At 46.9% G+C, this 21,618-nt stretch carries 18 protein-coding genes; 12 read left to right on the plus strand and 6 right to left on the minus strand.

Annotation, left to right across the window (positions count from 1 at the left end; all coding sequences use genetic code 11):
- The first annotated feature begins 39 nt into the window (after positions 1-39).
- The 3 genes from SHEWPOL2_RS00730 to SHEWPOL2_RS00740 all read left to right on the plus strand — a co-directional run bounded on the left by SHEWPOL2_RS00730 (position 40) and on the right by SHEWPOL2_RS00740 (position 2,469).
- Positions 40-261, plus strand: a complete 222-nt coding sequence (locus SHEWPOL2_RS00730) for a hypothetical protein (RefSeq protein WP_037425015.1) — start codon at positions 40-42, stop codon at positions 259-261.
- A gap of 29 nt (positions 262-290) precedes the next feature.
- The gene (locus tag SHEWPOL2_RS00735) at positions 291-944 is read left to right on the plus strand and encodes a DUF2959 domain-containing protein (RefSeq protein ID WP_037425018.1); all 654 of its coding nucleotides are present in this window, start codon (positions 291-293) and stop codon (positions 942-944) included.
- 310 nt (positions 945-1,254) lie between these two features.
- Positions 1,255-2,469: a 4Fe-4S binding protein gene (locus SHEWPOL2_RS00740; protein WP_037425020.1), complete on the plus strand. Its 1,215-nt coding sequence runs from the start codon at positions 1,255-1,257 to the stop codon at positions 2,467-2,469.
- Between the two features lie 85 nt (positions 2,470-2,554).
- Here SHEWPOL2_RS00740 and katG read toward each other — a convergent pair whose 3' ends face one another.
- Positions 2,555-4,741 carry a catalase/peroxidase HPI gene (gene katG, locus SHEWPOL2_RS00745; RefSeq protein ID WP_037425022.1) on the minus strand — a complete coding sequence of 729 codons (2,187 nt, stop codon included), beginning with the start codon at positions 4,739-4,741 and terminating at the stop codon, positions 2,555-2,557.
- A gap of 375 nt (positions 4,742-5,116) precedes the next feature.
- On the opposite strand from katG, the gene SHEWPOL2_RS00750 reads away from it, so the two are divergent.
- Positions 5,117-6,145, plus strand: coding sequence for a diguanylate cyclase (locus SHEWPOL2_RS00750; protein ID WP_037425024.1), 1,029 nt, complete (start codon positions 5,117-5,119; stop codon positions 6,143-6,145).
- An 83-nt stretch (positions 6,146-6,228) separates the two neighbouring features.
- Here SHEWPOL2_RS00750 and typA read toward each other — a convergent pair whose 3' ends face one another.
- Positions 6,229-8,040 (minus strand): translational GTPase TypA, encoded by a 1,812-nt coding sequence (gene typA, locus SHEWPOL2_RS00755; RefSeq protein WP_037425027.1) that lies wholly within the window; start codon positions 8,038-8,040, stop codon positions 6,229-6,231.
- A gap of 974 nt (positions 8,041-9,014) precedes the next feature.
- Here typA and glnA point away from each other — a divergent pair.
- On the plus strand, positions 9,015-10,424 hold the full coding sequence (gene glnA / locus SHEWPOL2_RS00760; protein ID WP_037425030.1) for a glutamate--ammonia ligase: 1,410 nt from the start codon (positions 9,015-9,017) through the stop codon (positions 10,422-10,424).
- Positions 10,425-10,931: 507 nt separating this feature from the next.
- Positions 10,932-11,255, plus strand: coding sequence for a YceK/YidQ family lipoprotein (locus SHEWPOL2_RS00765; RefSeq protein ID WP_037425032.1), 324 nt, complete (start codon positions 10,932-10,934; stop codon positions 11,253-11,255).
- A 171-nt stretch (positions 11,256-11,426) separates the two neighbouring features.
- On the opposite strand, the gene SHEWPOL2_RS00770 is transcribed toward SHEWPOL2_RS00765, so the two are convergent.
- Both SHEWPOL2_RS00770 and SHEWPOL2_RS00775 read right to left on the minus strand, forming a co-directional pair.
- Positions 11,427-12,548, minus strand: a complete 1,122-nt coding sequence (locus tag SHEWPOL2_RS00770; RefSeq protein ID WP_037425034.1) for an aminotransferase class V-fold PLP-dependent enzyme — start codon at positions 12,546-12,548, stop codon at positions 11,427-11,429.
- 4 nt (positions 12,549-12,552) lie between these two features.
- Positions 12,553-13,731, minus strand: a complete 1,179-nt coding sequence (locus SHEWPOL2_RS00775) for a monodechloroaminopyrrolnitrin synthase PrnB family protein (protein WP_037425036.1) — start codon at positions 13,729-13,731, stop codon at positions 12,553-12,555.
- A gap of 281 nt (positions 13,732-14,012) precedes the next feature.
- On the opposite strand from SHEWPOL2_RS00775, the gene SHEWPOL2_RS00780 reads away from it, so the two are divergent.
- From SHEWPOL2_RS00780 to SHEWPOL2_RS00795, 4 genes are all read left to right on the plus strand, one after another.
- Positions 14,013-15,356, plus strand: coding sequence for an anaerobic C4-dicarboxylate transporter (locus SHEWPOL2_RS00780; RefSeq protein WP_037423187.1), 1,344 nt, complete (start codon positions 14,013-14,015; stop codon positions 15,354-15,356).
- Positions 15,357-15,567: 211 nt separating this feature from the next.
- Positions 15,568-16,233 (plus strand): CHAP domain-containing protein, encoded by a 666-nt coding sequence (locus tag SHEWPOL2_RS00785; RefSeq protein ID WP_037425039.1) that lies wholly within the window; start codon positions 15,568-15,570, stop codon positions 16,231-16,233.
- A 3-nt stretch (positions 16,234-16,236) separates the two neighbouring features.
- Positions 16,237-16,815 (plus strand): hypothetical protein, encoded by a 579-nt coding sequence (locus SHEWPOL2_RS00790; RefSeq protein ID WP_037425042.1) that lies wholly within the window; start codon positions 16,237-16,239, stop codon positions 16,813-16,815.
- A gap of 22 nt (positions 16,816-16,837) precedes the next feature.
- Positions 16,838-17,350 carry a M23 family metallopeptidase gene (locus SHEWPOL2_RS00795; RefSeq protein WP_037425044.1) on the plus strand — a complete coding sequence of 171 codons (513 nt, stop codon included), beginning with the start codon at positions 16,838-16,840 and terminating at the stop codon, positions 17,348-17,350.
- A gap of 36 nt (positions 17,351-17,386) precedes the next feature.
- Here the strand turns inward: SHEWPOL2_RS00795 and SHEWPOL2_RS00800 are convergent, their stop codons facing one another.
- Complete coding sequence (locus SHEWPOL2_RS00800; protein WP_037425046.1) at positions 17,387-17,545, minus strand: DUF2986 domain-containing protein; 159 nt, start codon at positions 17,543-17,545, stop codon at positions 17,387-17,389.
- A gap of 303 nt (positions 17,546-17,848) precedes the next feature.
- Here SHEWPOL2_RS00800 and SHEWPOL2_RS00805 point away from each other — a divergent pair, with 303 nt between their 5' ends.
- The gene (locus tag SHEWPOL2_RS00805) at positions 17,849-20,023 is read left to right on the plus strand and encodes a TonB-dependent receptor (RefSeq protein ID WP_037425049.1); all 2,175 of its coding nucleotides are present in this window, start codon (positions 17,849-17,851) and stop codon (positions 20,021-20,023) included.
- 76 nt (positions 20,024-20,099) lie between these two features.
- On the opposite strand, the gene SHEWPOL2_RS22335 is transcribed toward SHEWPOL2_RS00805, so the two are convergent.
- The gene (locus tag SHEWPOL2_RS22335) at positions 20,100-20,219 is read right to left on the minus strand and encodes a YqaE/Pmp3 family membrane protein (protein WP_239642723.1); all 120 of its coding nucleotides are present in this window, start codon (positions 20,217-20,219) and stop codon (positions 20,100-20,102) included.
- 220 nt (positions 20,220-20,439) lie between these two features.
- On the opposite strand from SHEWPOL2_RS22335, the gene SHEWPOL2_RS00810 reads away from it, so the two are divergent.
- Complete coding sequence (locus tag SHEWPOL2_RS00810; protein ID WP_037425053.1) at positions 20,440-21,618, plus strand: GGDEF domain-containing protein; 1,179 nt, start codon at positions 20,440-20,442, stop codon at positions 21,616-21,618.

Genomic DNA, 21,618 nt, shown 5'->3' on the forward strand with positions numbered 1-21,618 from the left:
ACAATAAACACTTAATTTACAAGTCTAAGGAGTGAATTGATGTCACAACAAGGATCCACTGGCAATGTTATCGCCGCAATCGCTAGTCTGTTTTTCCCAGGCCTAGGCCAACTGCTACAAGGGCGAATTTTGGCAGCATTGCTATTCTTCGTGGTCACTGTAATCGGCTACGCCCTTTGGTGGTTAATTGTGCCCGCGGTAATTGGTGCTATCTTTCACCTCTGGAGCATTATCGATGCGGCACGTTTTAAGGCCGACTAACTTCATCTGACTCAGTGACGGAATACCCAATGAAAAGATTGATCACCTCTAGTCTGATAGCGGCAACGCTATTGCTGACGGGCTGCCAGAGTGCCTATTACGGTGCCATGGAAAAAGTGGGCTACCACAAGCGCGACATTATGGTCGACAGAGTGAAAGCCGCGAAAGAATCCCAAGAGGATGCGCAAAAAGAGTTCAGCTCAGCACTCGAGGAGATGCAAGCCCTACTCAACCACAATGGTGGCAACCTCGAAAAAGCCTATAACAAGGCTAAAGATGAATACGAGTCAGCCCAAAGTGCCGCCGATGACGTAAGTAATCGCATCAACAAGGTCGAAGATGTTGCCGAGGCGCTATTCGATGAGTGGCAAACGGAAATTGGTGAGATCAGCAAAGCGAGCCTACGCCGCAACAGCGAAACTAAGCTCAAGGAAACCCGTCGCTCCTACGAGCAGTTGATTAAAACCATGCGCCGCGCCGAATCAAAAATGCCGCCCATTCTCACCGCTATGAAAGACAATATGCTGTATTTAAAGCATAACTTAAATGCCCAGGCGATAGGCGCGATTAAAGGTGAATTTGCCAACTTACAAACGGATATCTCAGGCTTAATCAAAGAAATGAATAAATCTATCAATGAGTCTACTCGATTTATCGAGGCCCTTGAGAACTCAAAAGGGTAAGGCCATTTAGCTTGCTCAAACTGGCTGTTAATTCCGTCAAACCAATCTGAATTAACAGCTTAGCACTGATGCTCTAACCCTCTAAACACTTCGGCAAGCTGCGATGGCGGTTTGCTGTTGATTTTATCCTCCCTGCATTCCCAGTTTCGTTTGTGCAAGGCTAAGATTTTTAGCTTTGTGAGCGATGGCGCGCTTTAGTGTGATGATTCAATCAATATTGGATCTAACGCACAAATTCACTTTAGGCTCATAAACTTATCTACAAAAGATTGCTCAGATTGAATACGTGTATTCTATTTGCAGTATTAACATGACCTTTATTGAATCCCTTACCCTAATGTTGGCCCTGATGTATATCGCCTCCCTAAGCTATTGGAGCGGTAAAAAATGGGGAGCAGTGACCACCTTACTCCTGAGTGTGGGCGCCGTGGCGATTAGCCTCTACTGGCCCTTGGCGCTCGCCCTAATCATTGCCTTGCCCCTTACACTTATTGCCCATAAGTTTGCTCCGGTGGAGTATAAGGCCGAGATAAAAATCAACGCCCTGCGTGAAGGCTGCCAACACCTGCTCGCACTCTCGTTGTTTTTAGTCGCCATCCAATACTGCATTAATGCTATCCAACTCAAACAAGGGGTCACGCCTTGGTTAATGCGCCCTGATGTTGTCGATGCCTTTTTGCCCATCGCCGGCGGGATTGAATTAAAAGCCATATTGACGCTCAACCTGTGGGACCAAACCCATCCCGCCGCCGCTGTGATGCTCGCCGCCGTGCTACTCACAGGCCTACTCTGTAAACGCGCCTTTTGTGGCTGGGCCTGCCCCTTAGGACTCGCCGGCGAATACCTCTACGCCTTGCGCAAACGCTTTATCAAAGCAGAACTTGCGCCACCCGCATGGCTAGACTGGCCACTACGGATGCTTAAATACTTATTACTGCTGGGACTGTTTTATGTAGTGATCGGTATGCCAAGCGAGTCAATTCCCTATTATCTGCAGGGTAACTACCACAAAATTGCCGACCTTAAGATGGCACTGTTTTTTATCACACCAGGGCTTATTACCTTAGCCTGCTTTGCTCTTATCCTCGTCCTCGCCGCATGGCGTCGCCAAGGTTTTTGCCGCTACTTGTGTCCCTATGGTGCCATGCTCGGACTGTTAAGTTTTGCCAGCCCACTCAAAATCCGCCGCGATACTCAGCATTGCCTGATCGAAGCCAAGGGCATGAAGTGCGATAAATGTACCCGCGCCTGCCCAGCCAACATCATAGTGCATACCAAAACCACGGTTCGCAGCGACGAATGCCAAGCCTGTATGCGCTGTGTGGCGGCCTGCCCTAAATCAGCGGCGCTCGGTTTTGGCCTTAAATCGGGTCACAGAGTTAGCCATAAAGGATTGTTAGTCTTGTTATTATTGGCGCTCTTCCTCCTGCCACTCGGCGCTTATTTAGCGGGATTCTGGCATAGCCAAACACCGGACGCTATCCGCATGGAACTTATCCAAGTGATTGACCGAGTGGGTCATTAACTCTCTGATTTGTTGATAAGAGATATAAAAAAGGTGCAGTCTAAACTGCACCTTTTATGGTCACAACGAGCTTAAGTACTAGTGATTAGGCAAGGTCAAACCTATCGGCATTCATCACCTTAGTCCAAGCCGCCACAAAGTCATGCACAAACTTCTCTTTGGCATCATCCTGCGCATAAACCTCAGCATAGGAGCGCAAAATCGAGTTAGAGCCAAACACCAGATCGACACGGGTAGCGGTCCACTTCACTGCGCCAGTTTTACGCTCGACTATCTCATACAAATTAGTACCCGCAGGCTTCCAGTTGTTGGCCATGTCGGTAAGATTCACAAAGAAATCATTAGTTAACACACCCACTTTGTCGGTAAACACGCCGTGGCGTGTACCGCCATAGTTAGTGCCCAACACCCGCATTCCCCCAACCAACACTGTCATCTCATGGGCGGTTAACCCCATAAGTTGAGTGCGATCGAGCATCATCTCCTCGGGCTGAACTATATAATCCTTTTTCTGCCAGTTACGATACGCATCGTGCAAAGGCTCAAGTACGGCAAAGGATTCCACATCGGTCATTTCCTGCGTGGCATCACCACGGCCAGGCATGAAAGGTACTGTGATATTGACTCCCGCAGCGTGGGCGGCCTTTTCAATCGCCGCAGCGCCACCGAGGACAATCAAGTCGGCAATACTGACCTTTTTGCTTAAGCTTGCCTGCAACGCGCTCAACACCTGCAATACTTTTTGCAAACGCTCGGGTTCGTTGGCCTGCCAATCTTTTTGTGGTGCTAAACGGATCCGTGCGCCATTGGCGCCACCGCGGAAATCCGAGCCTCGGAAGGTGCGCGCGCTGTCCCACGCGGTTGCGACCAATTCGGAAACACTGAGTCCCGAGGCTAATAATTTCGCCTTCAGGTCGACAATCTCACTGGCATCCAAACGATAATCAACGGTTGGGATGGGGTCTTGCCAAATCAGCTCTTCACTCGGCACTTCTGGCCCTAAATAACGGCTCTTAGGCCCCAGATCGCGGTGAGTTAACTTAAACCAAGCACGGGCAAATACCTCGGAGAAATAGGCGGGATCTTGATAAAACTTCTCGGAGATCTTGCGATACTCGGGGTCCATTTTCATCGCCATATCCGCATCGGTCATGATGGGGTTAAACTTGCGATTCGGGTCGCCCACTGAGACGACTTTATCTTCCTCTTTAATATTAATAGGTTCCCACTGAGAGGCGCCCGCGGGGCTTTTTTTCAATTCCCAATCGTAATTTAACAGTAGGTGAAAATAACCGTTATCCCATTGAGTGGGATGAGTCGTCCAAGCGCCTTCGAGACCACTGGTAACGGTATTCGCGCCAGTGCCTGGGCCTTTTTTGTTGAGCCAGCCCAAACCTTGGGCCTCAAGTTCTTCGCCCTCGGGTTCAGGGCCAAGATCCTGTGCCTTACCATTGCCATGGCATTTGCCCACCGTATGACCACCGGCGGTTAAGGCCACGGTTTCTTCATCATTCATCGCCATTCGTGCAAAAGTGACACGCACATCTTGAGCGGTGCGCAGTGGATCGGGTTTACCATCAACCCCTTCAGGATTCACATAAATCAGCCCCATCATTACGGCAGCTAAGGGATTTTCAAGGTCACGCGCGCCCGAATAACGGCTGTTAGGATTATCACTTGGCGCAAGCCATTGTTTTTCAGAGCCCCAATAAATGTCTTTTTCAGGATGCCAAATATCCTCTCGACCGCCGGCAAATCCATAGGTTTTTAAGCCCATAGACTCGTAGGCCACATTACCCGCGAGGATCATCAAATCTGCCCATGAGAGTTTGTTGCCGTATTTTTTCTTAATCGGCCAGAGTAAACGGCGGGCTTTATCAAGGTTGGCGTTATCGGGCCAGCTATTGAGTGGGGCAAAGCGTTGATTACCCGTCCCCGCACCGCCACGGCCATCGGCAATGCGATAGGTTCCCGCAGAGTGCCATGCCATGCGGATCATCAAGCCACCATAATGCCCCCAATCGGCTGGCCACCAATCTTGGCTATCGGTCATAAGAGAATGTAAGTCCTGCTTCACGGCAGCGAGATCAAGGGTCTTAAAGGCTTCACGGTAATTAAAGTTGGGATCCATGGGATCCGTCTTCTTATCATGCTGATGCAAAATATCGAGATTTAGTGCCTTAGGCCACCAATCCATATTGTTGCTGGCAACGGCTGAATTTGCCCCATGCATCACGGGGCATTTACCTTGAGAGTGTTGAGTCTTGTCCATGGAATATTCCTTTACTTATGGCTAACGAAGGGAATGACCCTATAAGGCGTCATTAGGCTTATCTGGTTTGGACGTCTTCTAAAACGTTTATCGTTTGCATTAATCCCTTCTGCACTGTTCCAAAGTAACGATTAATGCACCATTCGGTCTGTATACTAAACAAGCAAAATGACAACATTTCAAACTTTTGCCACTAAAGCTAGGTAACTGTAACAAGAACAGCAAACCCTAGCTCAAAAAGCGGGCACAGATCACACTATTGGTGGTTTTTACATCACTATCTTGATTTTAATCAGAACGGAAGATGGTTTTATCACTAATACTCATCTCAAATAAGAACAATAAAACGCTTATATTCTTACTTGAGGTGAATCTATGCGACAGAGACGCTTGCAACTTATGCAGTCACTTTTTGATGAATATATTGAGATGTACGCTGCACGGGATGACAAACTCACAGCCCGCTTTAGCGATACTTTTAGTGGTTATGCAGGTAGCAGCGATATTCTTGTCACCAGTAAAGATGAATGGGTAAAAATAACCCGTCAGGACTTCGCCCAAGTCCCCGAACGGATCCATATTGAAGTATTAGATCTTTCACTACAGGATCTTGCCGAAGATATTATTGTTATTACAGCGTTTTTCCATATACACCTCCCTATTCCAGACTCGATACTCAGCCAAGAAACCGCAAGGTTAGTGCTGATTTTTCGCCAAGAAAGCAACGATTGGAAAATCGTCCATAGTGGAATATCCATTCCCTATGGTTTAGCAAAACAAGGCGAAATTTACCCGATGACGAGTTTAGAAGAACGCAATCGAGAGCTAGAGTCCATTATACAAGCGCGAACCTATGAACTTGCAGAAGCGAACAACAGACTCGAAAAACTCAGCAATACCGATGGGTTAACCAATATTGGCAACCGTAGATTGTTTGATCAAATGCTGCAAAAGGAATGGAGTCGTGGGCAACGCAACAACACGCCACTCTCGCTTATCATGCTCGATATTGACCACTTTAAATTATTTAATGATTTTTATGGCCATCTCGCAGGAGATGACTGTCTCAAGATGCTGGCGAACAGCTTATCTCAATCAGGTCGTCGGGCAGGTGAATTGGTTGCACGCTATGGCGGCGAAGAATTTGTTATTTTACTCCCCAATACGGATCACCAAAGCGCACTCGGCACCGCCAAGCACGTACATCAACTTATTCAATCGCTTGCTATACCCCATATTAAAACAGACATAGGAATTGTCACGGTCAGCGTGGGTGTTGCGTGTTTACTCCCCTCAGATAAACATAATGCCTTAGAATTAGTCCACCAAGCAGATACCGCCCTTTACTTGGCGAAGTCCGCAGGTCGTAACTGCATACGCTCAGTACATGAACCTGAAATATAGCCATTAAAAAGCCCCGCTAAGTTGCCTTAGCAGGGCTTTATTCACTGTATGGCAGTCACTTTACGTGCCCACCACAACCACCATTAACCGCGGCTAGCGCGCTTACGGTCGTTTTCAGTTAAGTGTTTCTTACGAACACGGATGCTCTTAGGTGTTACTTCAACTAATTCGTCATCATCGATAAACTCAAGCGCTTGCTCGAGTGTTAAGGTGATTGGCGTAGTCAGTACTTGAGCTTCGTCAGTACCAGAAGCACGCATGTTAGTTAGCTGCTTACCTTTCAGGCAGTTAACTGTCAGGTCGTTAGAACGTGAGTGAATACCCACAACTTGACCTTCGTAAACTTCGGCTGCGTGGCCAATAAACAGACGACCGCGGTCCTGCAGACCGAACAGTGCGAATGTCAGCGCCTTACCCGTAGCGTTAGAGATCAATACGCCGTTAGCACGTTGACCGATATCGCCACCTTTGTGCGGACCGTAGTGATCGAATGAGTGGTAAATCAGACCAGTACCAGAAGTTGCAGTTAAGAACTCAGTTTGGAAACCAATTAAGCCACGGCTTGGGATGATAAAGTCAACGCGCACGCGGCCTTTACCGTCAAGCTGCATGTCTTTCATCTCAGCCTTACGGATACCAAGCTTCTCGATGACTGTACCTTGATGCTCTTCTTCAACGTCAACGGTCAGGGTTTCGTATGGTTCACACAGTTCGCCATCGATGGTTTTTAAGATAACTTCTGGGCGAGAAACCGCTAATTCATAACCTTCACGACGCATGTTTTCGATCAGGATAGATAAGTGTAATTCACCACGGCCAGATACCGCGAAACGGTCTGGGCTGTCGGTTTCTTCAACACGCAGTGCCACGTTGTGCACTAATTCCTGTTGCAGACGCTCAAGAATGTTACGTGATGTCACGTATTTACCTTCTTTACCTGCGAAAGGTGAAGTGTTGACTTGGAACGTCATGGTCAGCGTTGGTTCGTCAACTGATAGTGGTGGTAGTGCTTCAACATTACCAGCGGCACACACAGTGTCAGAAATCTTCAGCTCGCCTAAACCAGTAATCGCTACGATGTCGCCCGCGTTTGCAACGTCAACTTCGGTACGCTCTAAGCCCATGTAACCTAATACTTGGCCCATTTTACCGTTGCGTACTTTACCGTCGGCACCGATCACGCTCACTTGTTGGTTAGCTTTGATGCTACCACGCTTGATGCGACCAACACCGATTACACCTACGTAAGAGTTGTAATCAAGCTGAGAAATTTGCATCTGGAACGGACCTTCAGCATCTGCTGCAGGTGGAGATACTTTTTCAATGATCGTCTGGAACAGTGGCGTCATATCTTCACTGACGACATCCGGATCTAAAGTTGCAAAACCGTTTAATGCAGAAGCATAAACGATTGGGAAATCTAATTGCTCGTCGGTCGCACCTAAGTTATCGAACAGGTCGAATACTTGGTCGATAACCCAATCAGGGCGTGCACCTGGACGGTCAATCTTGTTGATAACAACGATTGGCTTTAAGCCTTGGGCGAACGCTTTCTTGGTTACGAAGCGAGTCTGTGGCATTGGACCGTCAACGGCGTCAACCAGCAGTAATACTGAGTCAACCATAGACAGAACGCGCTCAACCTCACCACCGAAGTCGGCGTGGCCTGGGGTGTCTACGATGTTGATGCGGTAGTCGTTCCACTTGATGGCAGTGTTCTTTGCCAGAATCGTGATTCCACGCTCCTTTTCAAGATCGTTGGAGTCCATCACCCGCTCAGTAGCTTCTCCCCGGGTCTCAAGGGTTCCTGATTGCGACAGCAGCTTGTCAACCAGGGTCGTTTTGCCATGGTCAACGTGCGCAATAATGGCGATGTTACGTAAATTCTCTAGCACAGATAAACCTCTTACCATCAAACAAAATTAGGGATATTACAATATTCGTTACAGCAATCTACGTTGAGTCGCCATAAAAAAGCGTGACATTCTACTCCAGAGCGGCCATATCGCACAGGATTATTTTTGAACACTTATAAAACTATTTTTTGGGGCCTATGCTAACGAATCAGTTATGGCGATAAGGCAAATAACCCAAATGCACCGTTAACGCGCAGACAATTGCCACGTTATCTCGAACTCAATACGACTAACCAGCTGAAATTACTATTTTTCACTGGAATGTCATTGCAGACTATGCGCTCAAGGCCGCCATAAGTATAGCGAATAACCCCAATTCGGCAGCCCCGTTTTTTCGTCCAAACACATCAGTATGCCAAACAGCTACCTAAGTATTTTCTCTATAGCCTAAATAAATGGCTTTAGACGCAGTTTCAATAAACTCTATTCCCACCTAAGAACAACAAGACTAATCAATTGATTTTTAATGATAAGCAATGAAAACAAGCCAAAATCATTATCAGAAAAACAGCTTAGCATCTCACTGTTTTGTGACATTATGGCGAGCACTGAAAACAGTGAGCTTACGCGGTTATCTAGACTTATTTATATGCTAAATTCATTCTGTTTTGCTGAGCCTAATGGATAGTAACAGGCTAACAACGAGTATGCTGCTCAGCTTGAATATGGATATGAATTAACCAAGCAAGCCGATGCTCATCGTCACTGCACTAAAATGGGGGGCGAATGGCGCGCACCAAAATGGATGAATGCACCAAAATGCCACATCAAAACGCACCAATAAAGTGCAACACAGAGTTAAAGATAGTGCAATAAAACACATATTCATTAATTATCAACAACTTAAATTGTTGGCATGGATATCGCTTTATAGCTAGTAAGTTTGGCTCAAGCACAACTTGAGTTAAAAGATTATAGAAGGGACATCCCTTTACCCTACCGGAGACTTGAGAATGTCAGTTGAATCAGTTTTAAAGCAACTTGAAGAATTAGAAGTTAAGTTTGTTGATTTACGTTTTACCGACACCAAAGGTAAAGAGCAGCACGTATCTATTCCAGCTCATCAGGTAGACGCTGACTTCTTCGAAGACGGTAAAATGTTTGACGGCTCGTCAATCGCTGGCTGGAAAGGCATTAACGAATCAGACATGGTACTGATGCCAGACCCAACTACGTTCGTACTGGATCCATTCACCGAAGAAACCACTGCACTGATCCGCTGTGACATTCTCGAGCCAGGCACTATGACTGGTTATGACCGCGACCCACGTTCTATCGCGAAAAAAGCGGAAGAATACTTACGCTCTACCGGTATCGCTGACACTGTATTAGTTGGACCAGAACCAGAATTCTTCCTGTTCGACGATGTTCGTTTCGGTACTGACATGTCTGGTTGTTTCGTGAAAATCGACGCTAAAGAAGCGGCATGGAACTCTGGCACTAGCTACGAAGGTGGCAACACTGGTCACCGTCCATTCGTGAAAGGCGGTTACTTCCCAGTTGCGCCTGTTGACTCATCACAAGACTTACGTAGCGCTATGTGTTTAGTGCTCGAAGAAATGGGTCAAGTAGTTGAAGCTCACCACCACGAAGTGGCGACTGCGGGTCAAAACGAAATCGCAACTCGCTTCAACACCCTGACTAAGAAAGCGGACGAAATCCAAATTCTGAAGTACGTAGTACACAACATGGCTCACGCCTACGGTAAGACTGCGACTTTCATGCCTAAGCCAATCGTTGGCGACAACGGTAGCGGCATGCACGTTCATCAATCTCTGGCGAAAGATGGCGTAAACCTGTTCGCAGGTGACAAATACGCAGGTTTAAGTGAAACCGCACTGTACTACATCGGTGGTATCATCAAGCACGCTCGCGCGCTGAACGCTTTCACTAACCCAAGCACTAACTCTTACAAGCGTTTAGTGCCACACTTCGAAGCACCAGTGATGTTAGCTTACTCAGCACGTAACCGCAGCGCTTCAATCCGTATTCCAGTGGTACCAAGCCCTAAAGGTCGTCGTATCGAAACTCGCTTCCCAGATCCACATGCAAACCCATACTTAGGTTTCGCAGCACTGCTGATGGCGGGTATCGACGGTATCCAAAACAAGATCCATCCAGGCGAAGCGATGGATAAAGACTTGTACGATCTGCCAGCAGAAGAAGCGGCTGAAATCCCACAAGTGGCAACTTCATTAGAAAACGCCCTTGAAAACTTACAAGCTGACCATGAGTTCTTAACTCGCGGTGGTGTATTTAGCGAAGATTTCATCCAATCTTACATTGCACTGAAATCTGCAGAAGCTGAGCGTGTAAGCCGTACAACTCACCCATTAGAGTTTGAAATGTACTACAGCCTGTAATGGCTAGATGCATGCCATTACTCACGGTATAAATGCATGCATAAAGTATCAAAGCCCCAACAGCTTTGCTGTTGGGGCTTTTTGTTTCTTGAAGGTATACACTACTTTCATGCTGATTCAATGACCAACACTTTTCTCTAAATGGCGACATAGCCAACCACTTATTTATCATCAAAAGAAAGCATACCAGCAGACACCACTGCAGTAACAACAATAGGGACAGATGTCGTTTAAGCCTGAGCTAAACGCGATATAAAACTAACTTATAGGCAGAGGAGTTAACTACAGCGACATTAAAGTTGGGAGTCTCATTACTGTTGTCTCATTACTGCTGCTGAATAATTGACACATATATTCATATGGTTAGAATGCCGACTTGCTAAAACTGAATATATCGGTGTCGAACAAAACCAGTTCGGGTTCCATAAGACTAACGCCCAAAGTTAATCAAGCGAGTCGCTCATACCGAAGCAATGCGGTTTTTCACATATAAACAATGGAGTGGTTATGCGTTGGTTGACTTGCTTGGTCGTGTGCTGTTCTCTCACGGGATGTGCAACAATAACATCGAGGATAGGAGAAAATTCAACTTGGGGGCATTCTTTCTCCAGTGTTCAAACGGCTGTTGATAATGGCGAGGAGTGTGCGATAGTTTCTGCGTTATCCGCCCCGCCACTGCTGCTGTTTACTATCCCTCTGACACTGGTCGATATGGGTAGCTCGCTGATCGTCGATACCGTGATGCTGCCAGTCGATTTGGCTATCACGCCCAGTAATCCCAAGCTCCGAACCCCGCGTTCTATGTTCTGCCACTACAGCTACAGCATTTAAGCATATTCGCCCCCATAAATGACCTCAGCCTCAGGGCATGGGTTAACGACATCGGCATTAGGGGGCGCCTTGGTGCCCCAGAGCCATGCTCCCTGTTCGAGGCTATTACGCGATGTCGGCTGAGTAAGCCAAATTTACGCGATGTCGGCTGAGTAAGCCAAATTCAATCCGTTAACGATGGGCTTTTATTACCTCCAGTAACCTTAGGATATCGGCCTCATCGTTATAAATATGTGGCGATACGCGTATCCCTAAACTGCGGGCATCGACACTGATATTCGCCTCAGCCAATGCCGCCATGATCGGCGCTTGCCGCTCGCCAAATTGCAAAATCAGCGTACCGCTACGCTTATCGATTGCCCTCGGCGAGACGAGCTCATTGTCCAATGCCTGTACCACTAGAGCCATCAGTTGCAAGTTATGCTCACGCATCGCCTGTGAGCCAATATTGGCAAAATATTGAATACTATGGGCGGCAATAGCGTAGGGGACGATAGAAGGCGTGCCGCCCCAAAACCGCAACGCTGTTGGATGATAGCGAAAATCATGAATATCAAACTCGAAGGGATTTTCATGGCTAAACCAACCCACATCCTGTGGCTGACATTCGGGCAAAATAGCCGGATTGACCCACAGATACGCAGCGCCGGGGCCGGAGCATAACCATTTCACACTCGAACCAATCATAAAATCTGGCTGTAGCTTGGCTAAATCCAGCGGCAAAATACCAGCCGATTGCGCCACATCCACTAGGCTCAAGCAGCCACGCTCACGGGCAAGGGGGATAATCTGCGCGAGGGGGGCCTGTTGTCCCGTGTTAGAATAGGCATGGCTGACAAAGACTAAATCGACATCGTCGCTGATATGTGCGTCCCACACATTGGGGTCGGTAACATCTAAGCCCTTGGGAATAAAGCGCAGTTCACAACTTGCGGGCAATGCCTTTTTAAGGGCGAATCCCATGCTAGGAAAATCAATCTCGCTCATCAGCACCACGGCGCCATCGCGATTTAATCTATCCAGTGACATCACCAACTTGGTCAATGCGCTCGATAGATTCACCTGCGGGCAAAATTCCTGCGGCTGACCATTAAAAAGGCTTGCCAGCGCCGCGGTAAAGTTATCGATGACACCTAACCATTGACCCCAAGGCTCGCGGCCAGACTCCTGCCAAGGTGCAAAAAACGCCTGCTTAAACGCCTGCTCGGTCGATTTGAGTGGCCGCCCCACGGAATGGTTAAGCAGATATCCAGGGCCTGCGAGGCAAAAATCCTGTTTTACATTTAGCAGCATGGCCTTACCTCAAACTGTCTTTGAGTTTTTTCAAATCATAATAACGGGTGCGAATATCGTCACGTAATACGGCCGCGCGTCTATCCCTTAAACGCTCAAGGGAGGCGAGCAGTACATGCAATGGTGGGCCGCTGGCGGTCACTTTGGCTAAATGTTGCTGCTCCATACTGACCGAAGGTTCTGCAATGTATTTAGTCACTAATTCATTGTGATGCTGGATGGCGGTTTGCCCATGCAATTCACAGACTTCGATAAACAGCTTGAGGTTTTCTTGATACCAATCCTGCTGCACGCTGGCCTTTGACTGTAAAAAGTCATCCATCAAATTCGGGCGACGCATGCATTCCCGCAGGATTTGTTGATCCTCTGGCATCATGTATAAAAACTTATCCACCAGCATTTGCGAATAAGATGCTTCGTTGGCAAAACATAAACCTAGGGTTAAATCGATAACGTTAATCCCGGCAAAGTCACCCGCATTGGCACCACGATACACCACAGAACCAACCCGATAGGGTTTGTAATATGGGCGGACACAGTAGAAGAAACGGTCCGTATCTAAACGATTGAATAACTGCGTATTAGAATCAATCACATCCTGCAATGCCTGCTTAGCGACGCGCAGTAAATCGTGACTAATTGGATGAGAAATCCCCAAAGGCTGGATTTTTAATAGCGCATCAGCTGCACGTTTATAGGCCAAAATGCCTTTAGTGTTGTAATCCACAAACAGTTTTTCATCGGGCAGATCGGTAAAGCGTTTGTAGATACCATTATGGGCGCGGTTATGGGTGGTTAAATGGGCGGTAGCAAAGCGCGGCGTGACTCCAATTGAGGCGCCGATATGCATCGCCAGCGCTGACGCTTCAAGAAGTGGCGAGGTGGTCTCCCGTGTTGGCTCAGTAATTTCATGGCGGCGGCAGGCGGCCATATACAGGCCAACATTGCCTAGCAAATCAAAAGCACTATCAAAGCCTTCGTCGGTATTGCCCTCATCGAGCAAAGCCTTAATCAGCCCTCGCCCTTCGCTTTCTAGAGTTTGCTTAAGCTCGGTACCGATATCTTGCACATTAGCACGGTCGATCTGCTGGTAATAAAGCTGTTCAAGCTGCGAGTTGAGTTCTACAAAGCGGCTGCGGATCCACTCATCGAAGGCTTCGGTATTATAGGTGGCAGGTTTCACTTGGACATCCTTGGCGATTGTTATGGTTATTTTTACCGGAGCAAGTACTAGGGCATGTTTCACTTGGCTACAGGCGCCATTAGCGCTTCCGAGTTAACAAGGATGCAACTTCTGGCGACACGTTTCTAGCGCTAGCTCAAATTTATGAAAAATCTAATGCCACTTTTTATTTACACCTTGCGCCAGCGCAAGTTATCAAAGTCAATCGCCTCGCAAAATAACGCCAAATACAGCTAGTCCTAATACAAATAGCGCGGCAGGTTCCGCAGGGGTAAATCAAAATGATTTTAATGGAATTTATTGTCGTACTCGGCTGCTTGCTACTGGGCACCCGCTATGGTGGTATGGGGCTCGGGTTGATAAGTGGTATAGGTTTATTTTTACTGACGTTTGTCTTTGGTCTCGCCCCCGGACAGCCACCAGTGCAAGTGATGTTAACCATTCTTGCGGTTATCGGTTGTGCCGCAGTATTGCAAACCGCAGGCGGCTTAGATGTGATGATGCAGTTTGCCGAACGTTTACTGCGCCGCCATCCACAGTACATCACCATTCTGGCACCGTTAACTACATGGACGCTCACCTTTTTGTGCGGTACAGGCCATGTGGTTTACACCATGTTCCCGATTATCTCTGACATTGCTCTGAAGAAAAACATTCGCCCAGAACGCCCCATGGCGGTCGCCTCCGTCGCCTCACAAATGGCGATTTGCGCCTCCCCTGTATCAGTCGCCGTCGTTTCTATGGTATCGATTTTGGCGGCGCAGCACGGTGTTGGCCATGCCTACAGCATGCTGGACATTTTAATGGTGTCGGTGCCAGCCTCCCTTTGCGGTGTGTTAGTGGCGGCACTGTGGAGCCTACGTCGCGGCAAAGATTTAGATAAAGACGAAGAGTTTCAAGAGCGAATTCAAGATCCTGTGCAAAGAGCCTTTATCTACGACAAGGGCGAAACGCTGCTGAATCAAACCTTCCCCAAAGAAGCGTATTGGGCAACAGGGATCTTCTTTGCCGCTATCGCCGCAGTGGTATTACTCGGTTCCTTTAGCGAGCTGCGTCCAGTGTTTGAAGAGAAAGGCAAGCTCGCGCCACTGTCGATGAACCTAGTGATCCAAATGATGATGTTGATTGCAGGCGCCTTTATTTTGATGAGCTGCAAAGTCAAGCCAGCTGAAATTGCCAATGGTCCGGTTTTTAAAGCGGGTATGGTGGCGATATTCTCGGTATTTGGCGTGGCGTGGATGAGCGATACTTACTTTATCAGCCATATGGATGTACTGAAGGAAAACCTCTCCCACGTAGTGCAAAACCAGCCTTGGACCTATGCCCTAGTGCTGTTTTTAATCTCCAAACTGGTCAATAGCCAAGCGGCCGCGCTCACGGCGATTGCACCGATGGGATTAGCTTTAGGTGTCGATCCTAAGCTATTAATTGCTTTTTTACCCGCCAGTTATGGCTACTTTGTGCTGCCCACTTATCCAAGCGATTTGGCCTGTATCGGTTTCGATCGCTCAGGTACCACTAAAATTGGTAAGTTCATCATTAACCACAGCTTTATTATCCCAGGACTGATTGGTGTTAGTACAGCATCAACCGTGGGTTATCTGTTGGCAACTGCGCTACTGTAAAGTTAGTTTGCGTTAATAAGCACATATAATCAGGCCGATAGCACATTAACGCTATCGGCCTGATGAATTAAAGATGTGCAAGCGCTCAGTACGAAAGTATTAAGCTCCCGCCACATTCCCTTATCAGCTAGACGTCTTTAGCAACAGCAGCATACAATCCCGCCTTATATCATGCTGAATCAATTTATCTTTTGAGAATGTCGTACTAAAGATGATTAAAGGTTTTCGCTTATGGATGCTGATTGTGGGTCTGGGGCTTAGCGTCAGTTTTCTCGGCTATCAGTTGCTTACACGCTATCACTTCAACACTGATCACCAAGTGGGTGACATTATCGACTCCCTCAATGGAATCGAGATTTACTATAACGGTGGCGTTAACACTAATGAGGGACGCAACCTCTCCCTCGACGGCTATAACCTCGGCATAAAATATCAATGCGTTGAATTTGTTAAGCGCTACTTTTACCAACGATATCAACACAAAATGCCTGACAGTTTTGGGCATGCCAGGGACTTCTTCGATAATCTGCTCACTGATGGCAGTTGGAATGAAAAACGTGCGCTGCGCCAATTTACCAATGGCAGCCAAAGCAAACCTATGGCTGATGATTTACTGGTCTTTGCCCCATGGATGTTTAATCCCTATGGCCATGTCGCCATTATCGCGGCCGTCACGGACAACAGTATCGAAATCGCCCAGCAAAACCCCGGCCCATTTGCCCCATCAAGGGAATATTTTCCCTTAGAACAACGGGCTGGACTCTGGTATATAAACGCACCACGCGCCAAAGGATGGTTACGTTGGGAGGCAATAAGCCCTAAGGTGATAACAGAAACGGGCGGCTTTATCGACCCTGCGATGGCCATTAAGGAATAAGCTATGGGGATTTTTAACTGGGTAAAACGGCTATTAGCCATAAAAGCGACAACTCGCTCACAGGCAACTGATCTTCAAGCACTCTTTGGTGGTGAGGTAACTGCGAGTCTCACTTTGCCTCACTACCAAGCTTATCCCTTAGTCACGCCAACAACTGAGACTGAATTATCCGCCTATCAACTCCATTGCTTGTTGAATGATCAAGATAAACAACGACTCGACACTTTACTTTGCCAGGCGGGATTCGAACATGTAGATTCTGACGCGCCATTTAATGGCGTACTGCATCACACCAACCTACAGACAACTGTATTTTTACAGCAATATGCAGATTTTTCGGGGTTCAGCGTACTGCTCATCACCAATGATATCAATCTATTGCAACAGCTTATTACCTTTAAGGCCGCGCCGCCTGCTCCTTGGGAAAGTTTTCCCGATGTTGATCCTGATACACTTGGGAGTTTGCAAGGGAACCTTGAGTTTTGGTGCGATACGTTTTGGCGACCCTATTGGTTATCACTTGGTGAAACCGAGCGCCTGCAATATCCGACAAACTGGCGAGAATTCAGTGAGTTTCACTAAAAGATTTATGTAAGAGATAATAATGAAACTGAAATATACCGCATTCACTCTCGCACTCTTTTTCCTTGCCGGATGCTTGGTACCTGAACAACCTATCATCCCCGTAAAAGGTGCCACGAATAAGGATTGGAATAGCCAAACCTTTTGGTATGAGCCTTGGGGAAGCTCGGGCACACACAAGGGTATCGATATATTTGCGGCCACGAGTACCCCGGTTATCGCACCAACGCCCATGCTACTGCTGTACAAAGGTGACTTTTTAAAAGGCGGAAAAGTCGTTGTTGGACTCGGCCCTAAATGGCAAATTCATTATTTTGCGCACCTAGGCAGCATTGAAGCATCGACAGGCTTATTCGCGACAGGTGGAGAAACGCTAGGCACAGTCGGTACAACTGGCAATGCTCAAGGTAAACCACCCCATTTGCACTATTCCATTTTAAGCCTGTTCCCAAGACCTTGGCGAATAGACACTTCAACCCAAGGATATAAAAAGGCTTTTTATCTCAATCCCATTGAGTATTTAGAGGCTAAGTAAGCTTTATTGAGGATTTAACTGTTAGAGATTAACGGCTCACTCAACGGGCACTTCTAGCTCATTTTCTGCCGCGAGAGCCTGTGCAACTCGTTCTGCTTTCGCGATATATTTAGGTTTATTACTGGTGTGAAGCTTGGCATTAGCTTTTTTCGCCTTCTGCTTAAGCGTTTGATTAATTTTCTTTTTGCGGTTCATAAGGGTTGTATTTAGGCACAATTAAAGCCGCTATTATAGTCATCCTAAGCCACAGCAACAAATCAGCAGGATGAAGATAAACCCTCAACCTTAATACACCTATAATTGCTATCCGAGTCACAAGTTGCAAAAAACGCCACATTTTAGCTCGTTTGATTTACAGATCGACTAGACAACCTTGAATGACTTCCTTATCATCCAAAGTTAATAAAAATCACTATCATTTGCAATGTTGTTTAACGGAAGAGTCTGATGCCAAGGAATTCGGTGTAGCAAATTCACACGCCCTTAGCAGGAAGTTATATGACGTTCAAAACCTCGTTTGTTGCTCTCGCTGTCTTTGCAGCACTCACCCAATCCGCTATTGCACAAGAAAAATCCGACACGGAAATAAATAAAAACAAAGAAATAGAAAGAATTACCGTGACCGCGAGCCGTATGGATAAATCCCCAAGCTCGATTCCTAATACAGTGACCATTATCGACCGCGTGCAACTCGAAGAACAGTTCCGCACCACCAAAGATCTGTCGACCATTATTGGCAACTTAGCACCAAGCTTTTCACCTAGCCGCCAAAAGATGAGTAATACGGGTGAAACCCTGCGTGGTCGTGCACCATTAATTATGATCGATGGCGTGCCGCAATCGAACCCGCTGCGCAGCGGTGGTCGCTCAGGACAAACTATCGATCCTGCAATGATTGAACGCATTGAAATTATTCACGGCGCCAATGCGATGCACGGCCTAGGCGCACAGGGCGGTATTATCAACTACATCACCAAAAAGCCCACGGGCGATAACCAGCACGTCGCTAGCTTTGATGTCACAGTCCCTGACTCACTCAAGTCTAACGGTGTCAGTTTTGGTGCCAGCTATGCGTTTTCAGGCGAGTCAAAATTGATCGATATGCTAGGCTCGGTCAGCTATCGCAATAACGGGGTTTACTACGATGCCAATCACGATGTGATTGGGGTGGACACGACGCAAGGCGAGTCTATGGATAGCCAGAGTAAGGACTTCTTCATCAAATTAGGCCACAACTTTACCGAGTCACGCCTAGAGCTGATGGTTAACCATTACAACATGGATAACAATGGCGACTGGATGGCCGTTGCAGGTAATAAACCCAATGGTATTCCAACCGGTGCCGTGGAACAAAAACAGCCCTGGGAAGCGGCTAATAACCAAGTCACCACCACCAGTTTGACCTATAGCCACGAAAACATTGCAGGCCAACAGCTCAACATGCAGTTGTTTAATCAAGACTTTAAAGCAGTGTACGGCGGTGGTTGCTTCGATAGCTTCTACGATCCTTCCTTTGAAGGCAGCGATCAAGTGGTTCAATGCGGTGTAAATAGCAAAGGCGAACACTTATACTACGAGCAATCACGCAACTCTTCGGTTAAATGGGGCCTAAAAACTTCGTTAATCGCGAAAAACATTGCCGATACTGGCATCGATGCGGCCTATGGTATCGACTTGTTCCGCGATACGACTGAACAGGACTTAGTGAAAACTGGGTTCTCTTGGGTACCTGAAAGCACCTATGATAACTTCGCGCCGTATCTACAGTTAGACTATGATTTAATTAAAGATTTAACCGTATCAACGGGTGTGCGTTACGAACACGCTACCCTCAATGTTGATGACTACAAAACCCTCTATGGCGCTGGCAATAAGCAAATCGCGGGGGGCGAAGCCACCTTTGATGAAACCTTATTCAATGTCGGTTTATCCTATAAAATCACGCCGGATATCCGCGTCTACACTAGCTACAACCAAGGTTTTGGCATGCCGGACATTGGCCGTATTCTGCGTGACGGAAACAGTTTCCCCGGCGCCAATCCAAGCATTAGTGACTCTTTAGCCTTAACTCCAATCGTGACGGATAACGTTGAATTGGGTGCCGATTATCAAGGTAGTTTCTTAAGTGCTAAGATTGCTTACTACCGTTCTGCTACCGATTTTGGTGCCCGTTTAGCCTTAAACAGCGACGGTTTCTATGATGTAAAACGTGAAAAAAGCGTCATTGATGGGATCGAAGCGAATGTCACCGCTTATCTGACAAGCAATGATGATTTGGGCATGAACATCGCACTGCAACGGGGCGAATACGATGTAAACGGCGATAATAAGGTCGATACCGATCTCGATGGCGCCAATATTTCACCGAATCGTATCAACTTATTCTGGACCCACAACTTCGATAATGAAATGTCGACACGTGTTCAAGCAAATTACTTTATGGACCGTGATTTTGAAAATGCCAAAGGTGCTAAATATGCCGAGTTTGATGGTTACACCACTGTCGACGCGTCATTTTCAATGCCGCTCTACACGGGTACCTTAAGCATTGGTGTACAAAACCTGTTTAATAAGGATTATTTCAACTACTACTCACAAACCATGGGTACAAATGATCGTTATTTCAAAGGTATGGGTCGTACTGCCACTATAGGTTATACCGTGGCGTTTTAATTAACGAACAGGTGAAATCGATAATCAGCGCAACTTAGGTTGCGCTTTTTATTGGCTCATTGAAACACGCTACACCTTAGTGACAACGGTAGGGCGGGAACCCGAAAAATAAACACAGCACTATGATAATTAACAGATCTTTGCCTACGCCCGCGTTTAAAAATACCACAACGGGAGGCAATAGAATCACAATAATGACTCATAGTCATTTGTTTATATCGACAGCAGGCCATCCTTAAACCGTAATAAATGACGAGTAAGCAGTTTTTAACTTCGTCGTTAGCCCACCGGTTTGAAACCATTGCATTATCAACCTGTGGCTTGGGCGTTGTGGCACAGGTCTTTACTTAACATTCAGCCAATTTAAACAAAAATGCCAAAAGCCATCTATAGTTAAAGGAAAATTGAACGCCGCCATGGAATTTGATCCCCAAGCCCTTCTACTGATTAAATTTATCTGTCTGCTGACAGGTACAGCCGCTATTGCATGGGGATTAATCGCCAAACCATTGAACATTGCCAAATTAGCCAGCATACGCTTTTCCCTTGCGAATATCTGTGTATTTATCGGCATCATTCTCAACACTCTAAGAACCGAATCAAATAGTTACCTCTACTGGTTTTGCGCAGATATTGTTATCTTACTCGGATTTATCATGCTGCGTTGGGGCACGCAATATCTGTTCCGCTTACAGCACAGCACTAAGCTCGATCTCACTATGCTCGCAATCACCGCAGCGCTCATGTTGATGGTTCCCCCAAATGTCCAATCTCAACCGATACTCGCCATGCTTTTTTCAGCCAATGCAGCACTATCTTTTGTGATGCTCAGTCGAGATAACTATTACGCTATCCGCAGAGAGACTGGCAATAAGATAGCGATTGCCATGATCACCCCCTTAATCGCGATGGCTATCATCTTCATGATTCGGTTTTTCATCGCCCTGTTATCGCCGAGTGAAACGCCAATATTTATTGCCATGCACACGATTGAAGCCATTCCTGTGCTGTGGTTTTATGTGTTCTTAGCCTTACTTATCAATATCCTGATGATAGGTAATGCGATGACTCGTCTGGTGAGTAAAATCAGAATGTTGGCTGAAAAAGACCAGCTCACAGGGCTGTGGAATCGACGCGCAATGCAAAAAAGACTCACCACAACCCACCAACGCTGGCAGAAAAATGCAGAGCCTTATAGCGTGATCTTGCTCGATCTCGACCATTTCAAACATATAAATGATCACTATGGTCATGATGTTGGTGACCTCGCCCTGCTGACAGCGGCAAGATTATTTCACTCGGTATTACGGGAACACGATGTCCTGTGTCGTCATGGTGGGGAAGAGTTTTTGGTTTTACTGCCAGCCACAAGCGCACCATCCGCAAGAGCCGTTGCGGATAAATTACATCGGGTACTGAGGGAAAATCCAATTAACTGGCAGGATAAAAAAGTCCAACTTTGCGCAAGCGTGGGTTACGCCACGATTTATCAAGGATGTCAGCCAGACAAACTATTGATTGAAGCCGATCATGCCATGTATCAAGCAAAGTCTGAGGGGCGCGACCGGATCTGCCAAGCATTCCCCTCCCAATAA

The sequence above is a fragment of the Shewanella sp. POL2 genome (assembly GCF_000282755.1).
Taxonomy (GTDB): Bacteria; Pseudomonadota; Gammaproteobacteria; order Enterobacterales; family Shewanellaceae; genus Shewanella; species Shewanella xiamenensis.

Excerpts from the sequence above, each read along its gene's own strand:
- SHEWPOL2_RS00810 (WP_037425053.1), top strand. The coding sequence starts at position 20,440 with ATGGAATTTGATCCCCAAGCCCTTCTACTGATTAAATTTATCTGTCTG.
- SHEWPOL2_RS00805 (WP_037425049.1), top strand. The coding sequence starts at position 17,849 with ATGACGTTCAAAACCTCGTTTGTTGCTCTCGCTGTCTTTGCAGCACTC.
- SHEWPOL2_RS00795 (WP_037425044.1), top strand. The coding sequence starts at position 16,838 with ATGAAACTGAAATATACCGCATTCACTCTCGCACTCTTTTTCCTTGCC.
- SHEWPOL2_RS00790 (WP_037425042.1), top strand. The coding sequence starts at position 16,237 with ATGGGGATTTTTAACTGGGTAAAACGGCTATTAGCCATAAAAGCGACA.
- SHEWPOL2_RS00800 (WP_037425046.1), bottom strand. The coding sequence starts at position 17,545 with ATGAACCGCAAAAAGAAAATTAATCAAACGCTTAAGCAGAAGGCGAAA.
- SHEWPOL2_RS00770 (WP_037425034.1), bottom strand. The coding sequence starts at position 12,548 with ATGCTGCTAAATGTAAAACAGGATTTTTGCCTCGCAGGCCCTGGATAT.
- SHEWPOL2_RS00785 (WP_037425039.1), top strand. The coding sequence starts at position 15,568 with ATGATTAAAGGTTTTCGCTTATGGATGCTGATTGTGGGTCTGGGGCTT.
- SHEWPOL2_RS00730 (WP_037425015.1), top strand. The coding sequence starts at position 40 with ATGTCACAACAAGGATCCACTGGCAATGTTATCGCCGCAATCGCTAGT.
- SHEWPOL2_RS00765 (WP_037425032.1), top strand. The coding sequence starts at position 10,932 with ATGCGTTGGTTGACTTGCTTGGTCGTGTGCTGTTCTCTCACGGGATGT.
- SHEWPOL2_RS00740 (WP_037425020.1), top strand. The coding sequence starts at position 1,255 with ATGACCTTTATTGAATCCCTTACCCTAATGTTGGCCCTGATGTATATC.
- SHEWPOL2_RS00780 (WP_037423187.1), top strand. The coding sequence starts at position 14,013 with ATGATTTTAATGGAATTTATTGTCGTACTCGGCTGCTTGCTACTGGGC.
- katG (WP_037425022.1), bottom strand. The coding sequence starts at position 4,741 with ATGGACAAGACTCAACACTCTCAAGGTAAATGCCCCGTGATGCATGGG.
- glnA (WP_037425030.1), top strand. The coding sequence starts at position 9,015 with ATGTCAGTTGAATCAGTTTTAAAGCAACTTGAAGAATTAGAAGTTAAG.
- SHEWPOL2_RS00750 (WP_037425024.1), top strand. The coding sequence starts at position 5,117 with ATGCGACAGAGACGCTTGCAACTTATGCAGTCACTTTTTGATGAATAT.
- SHEWPOL2_RS00735 (WP_037425018.1), top strand. The coding sequence starts at position 291 with ATGAAAAGATTGATCACCTCTAGTCTGATAGCGGCAACGCTATTGCTG.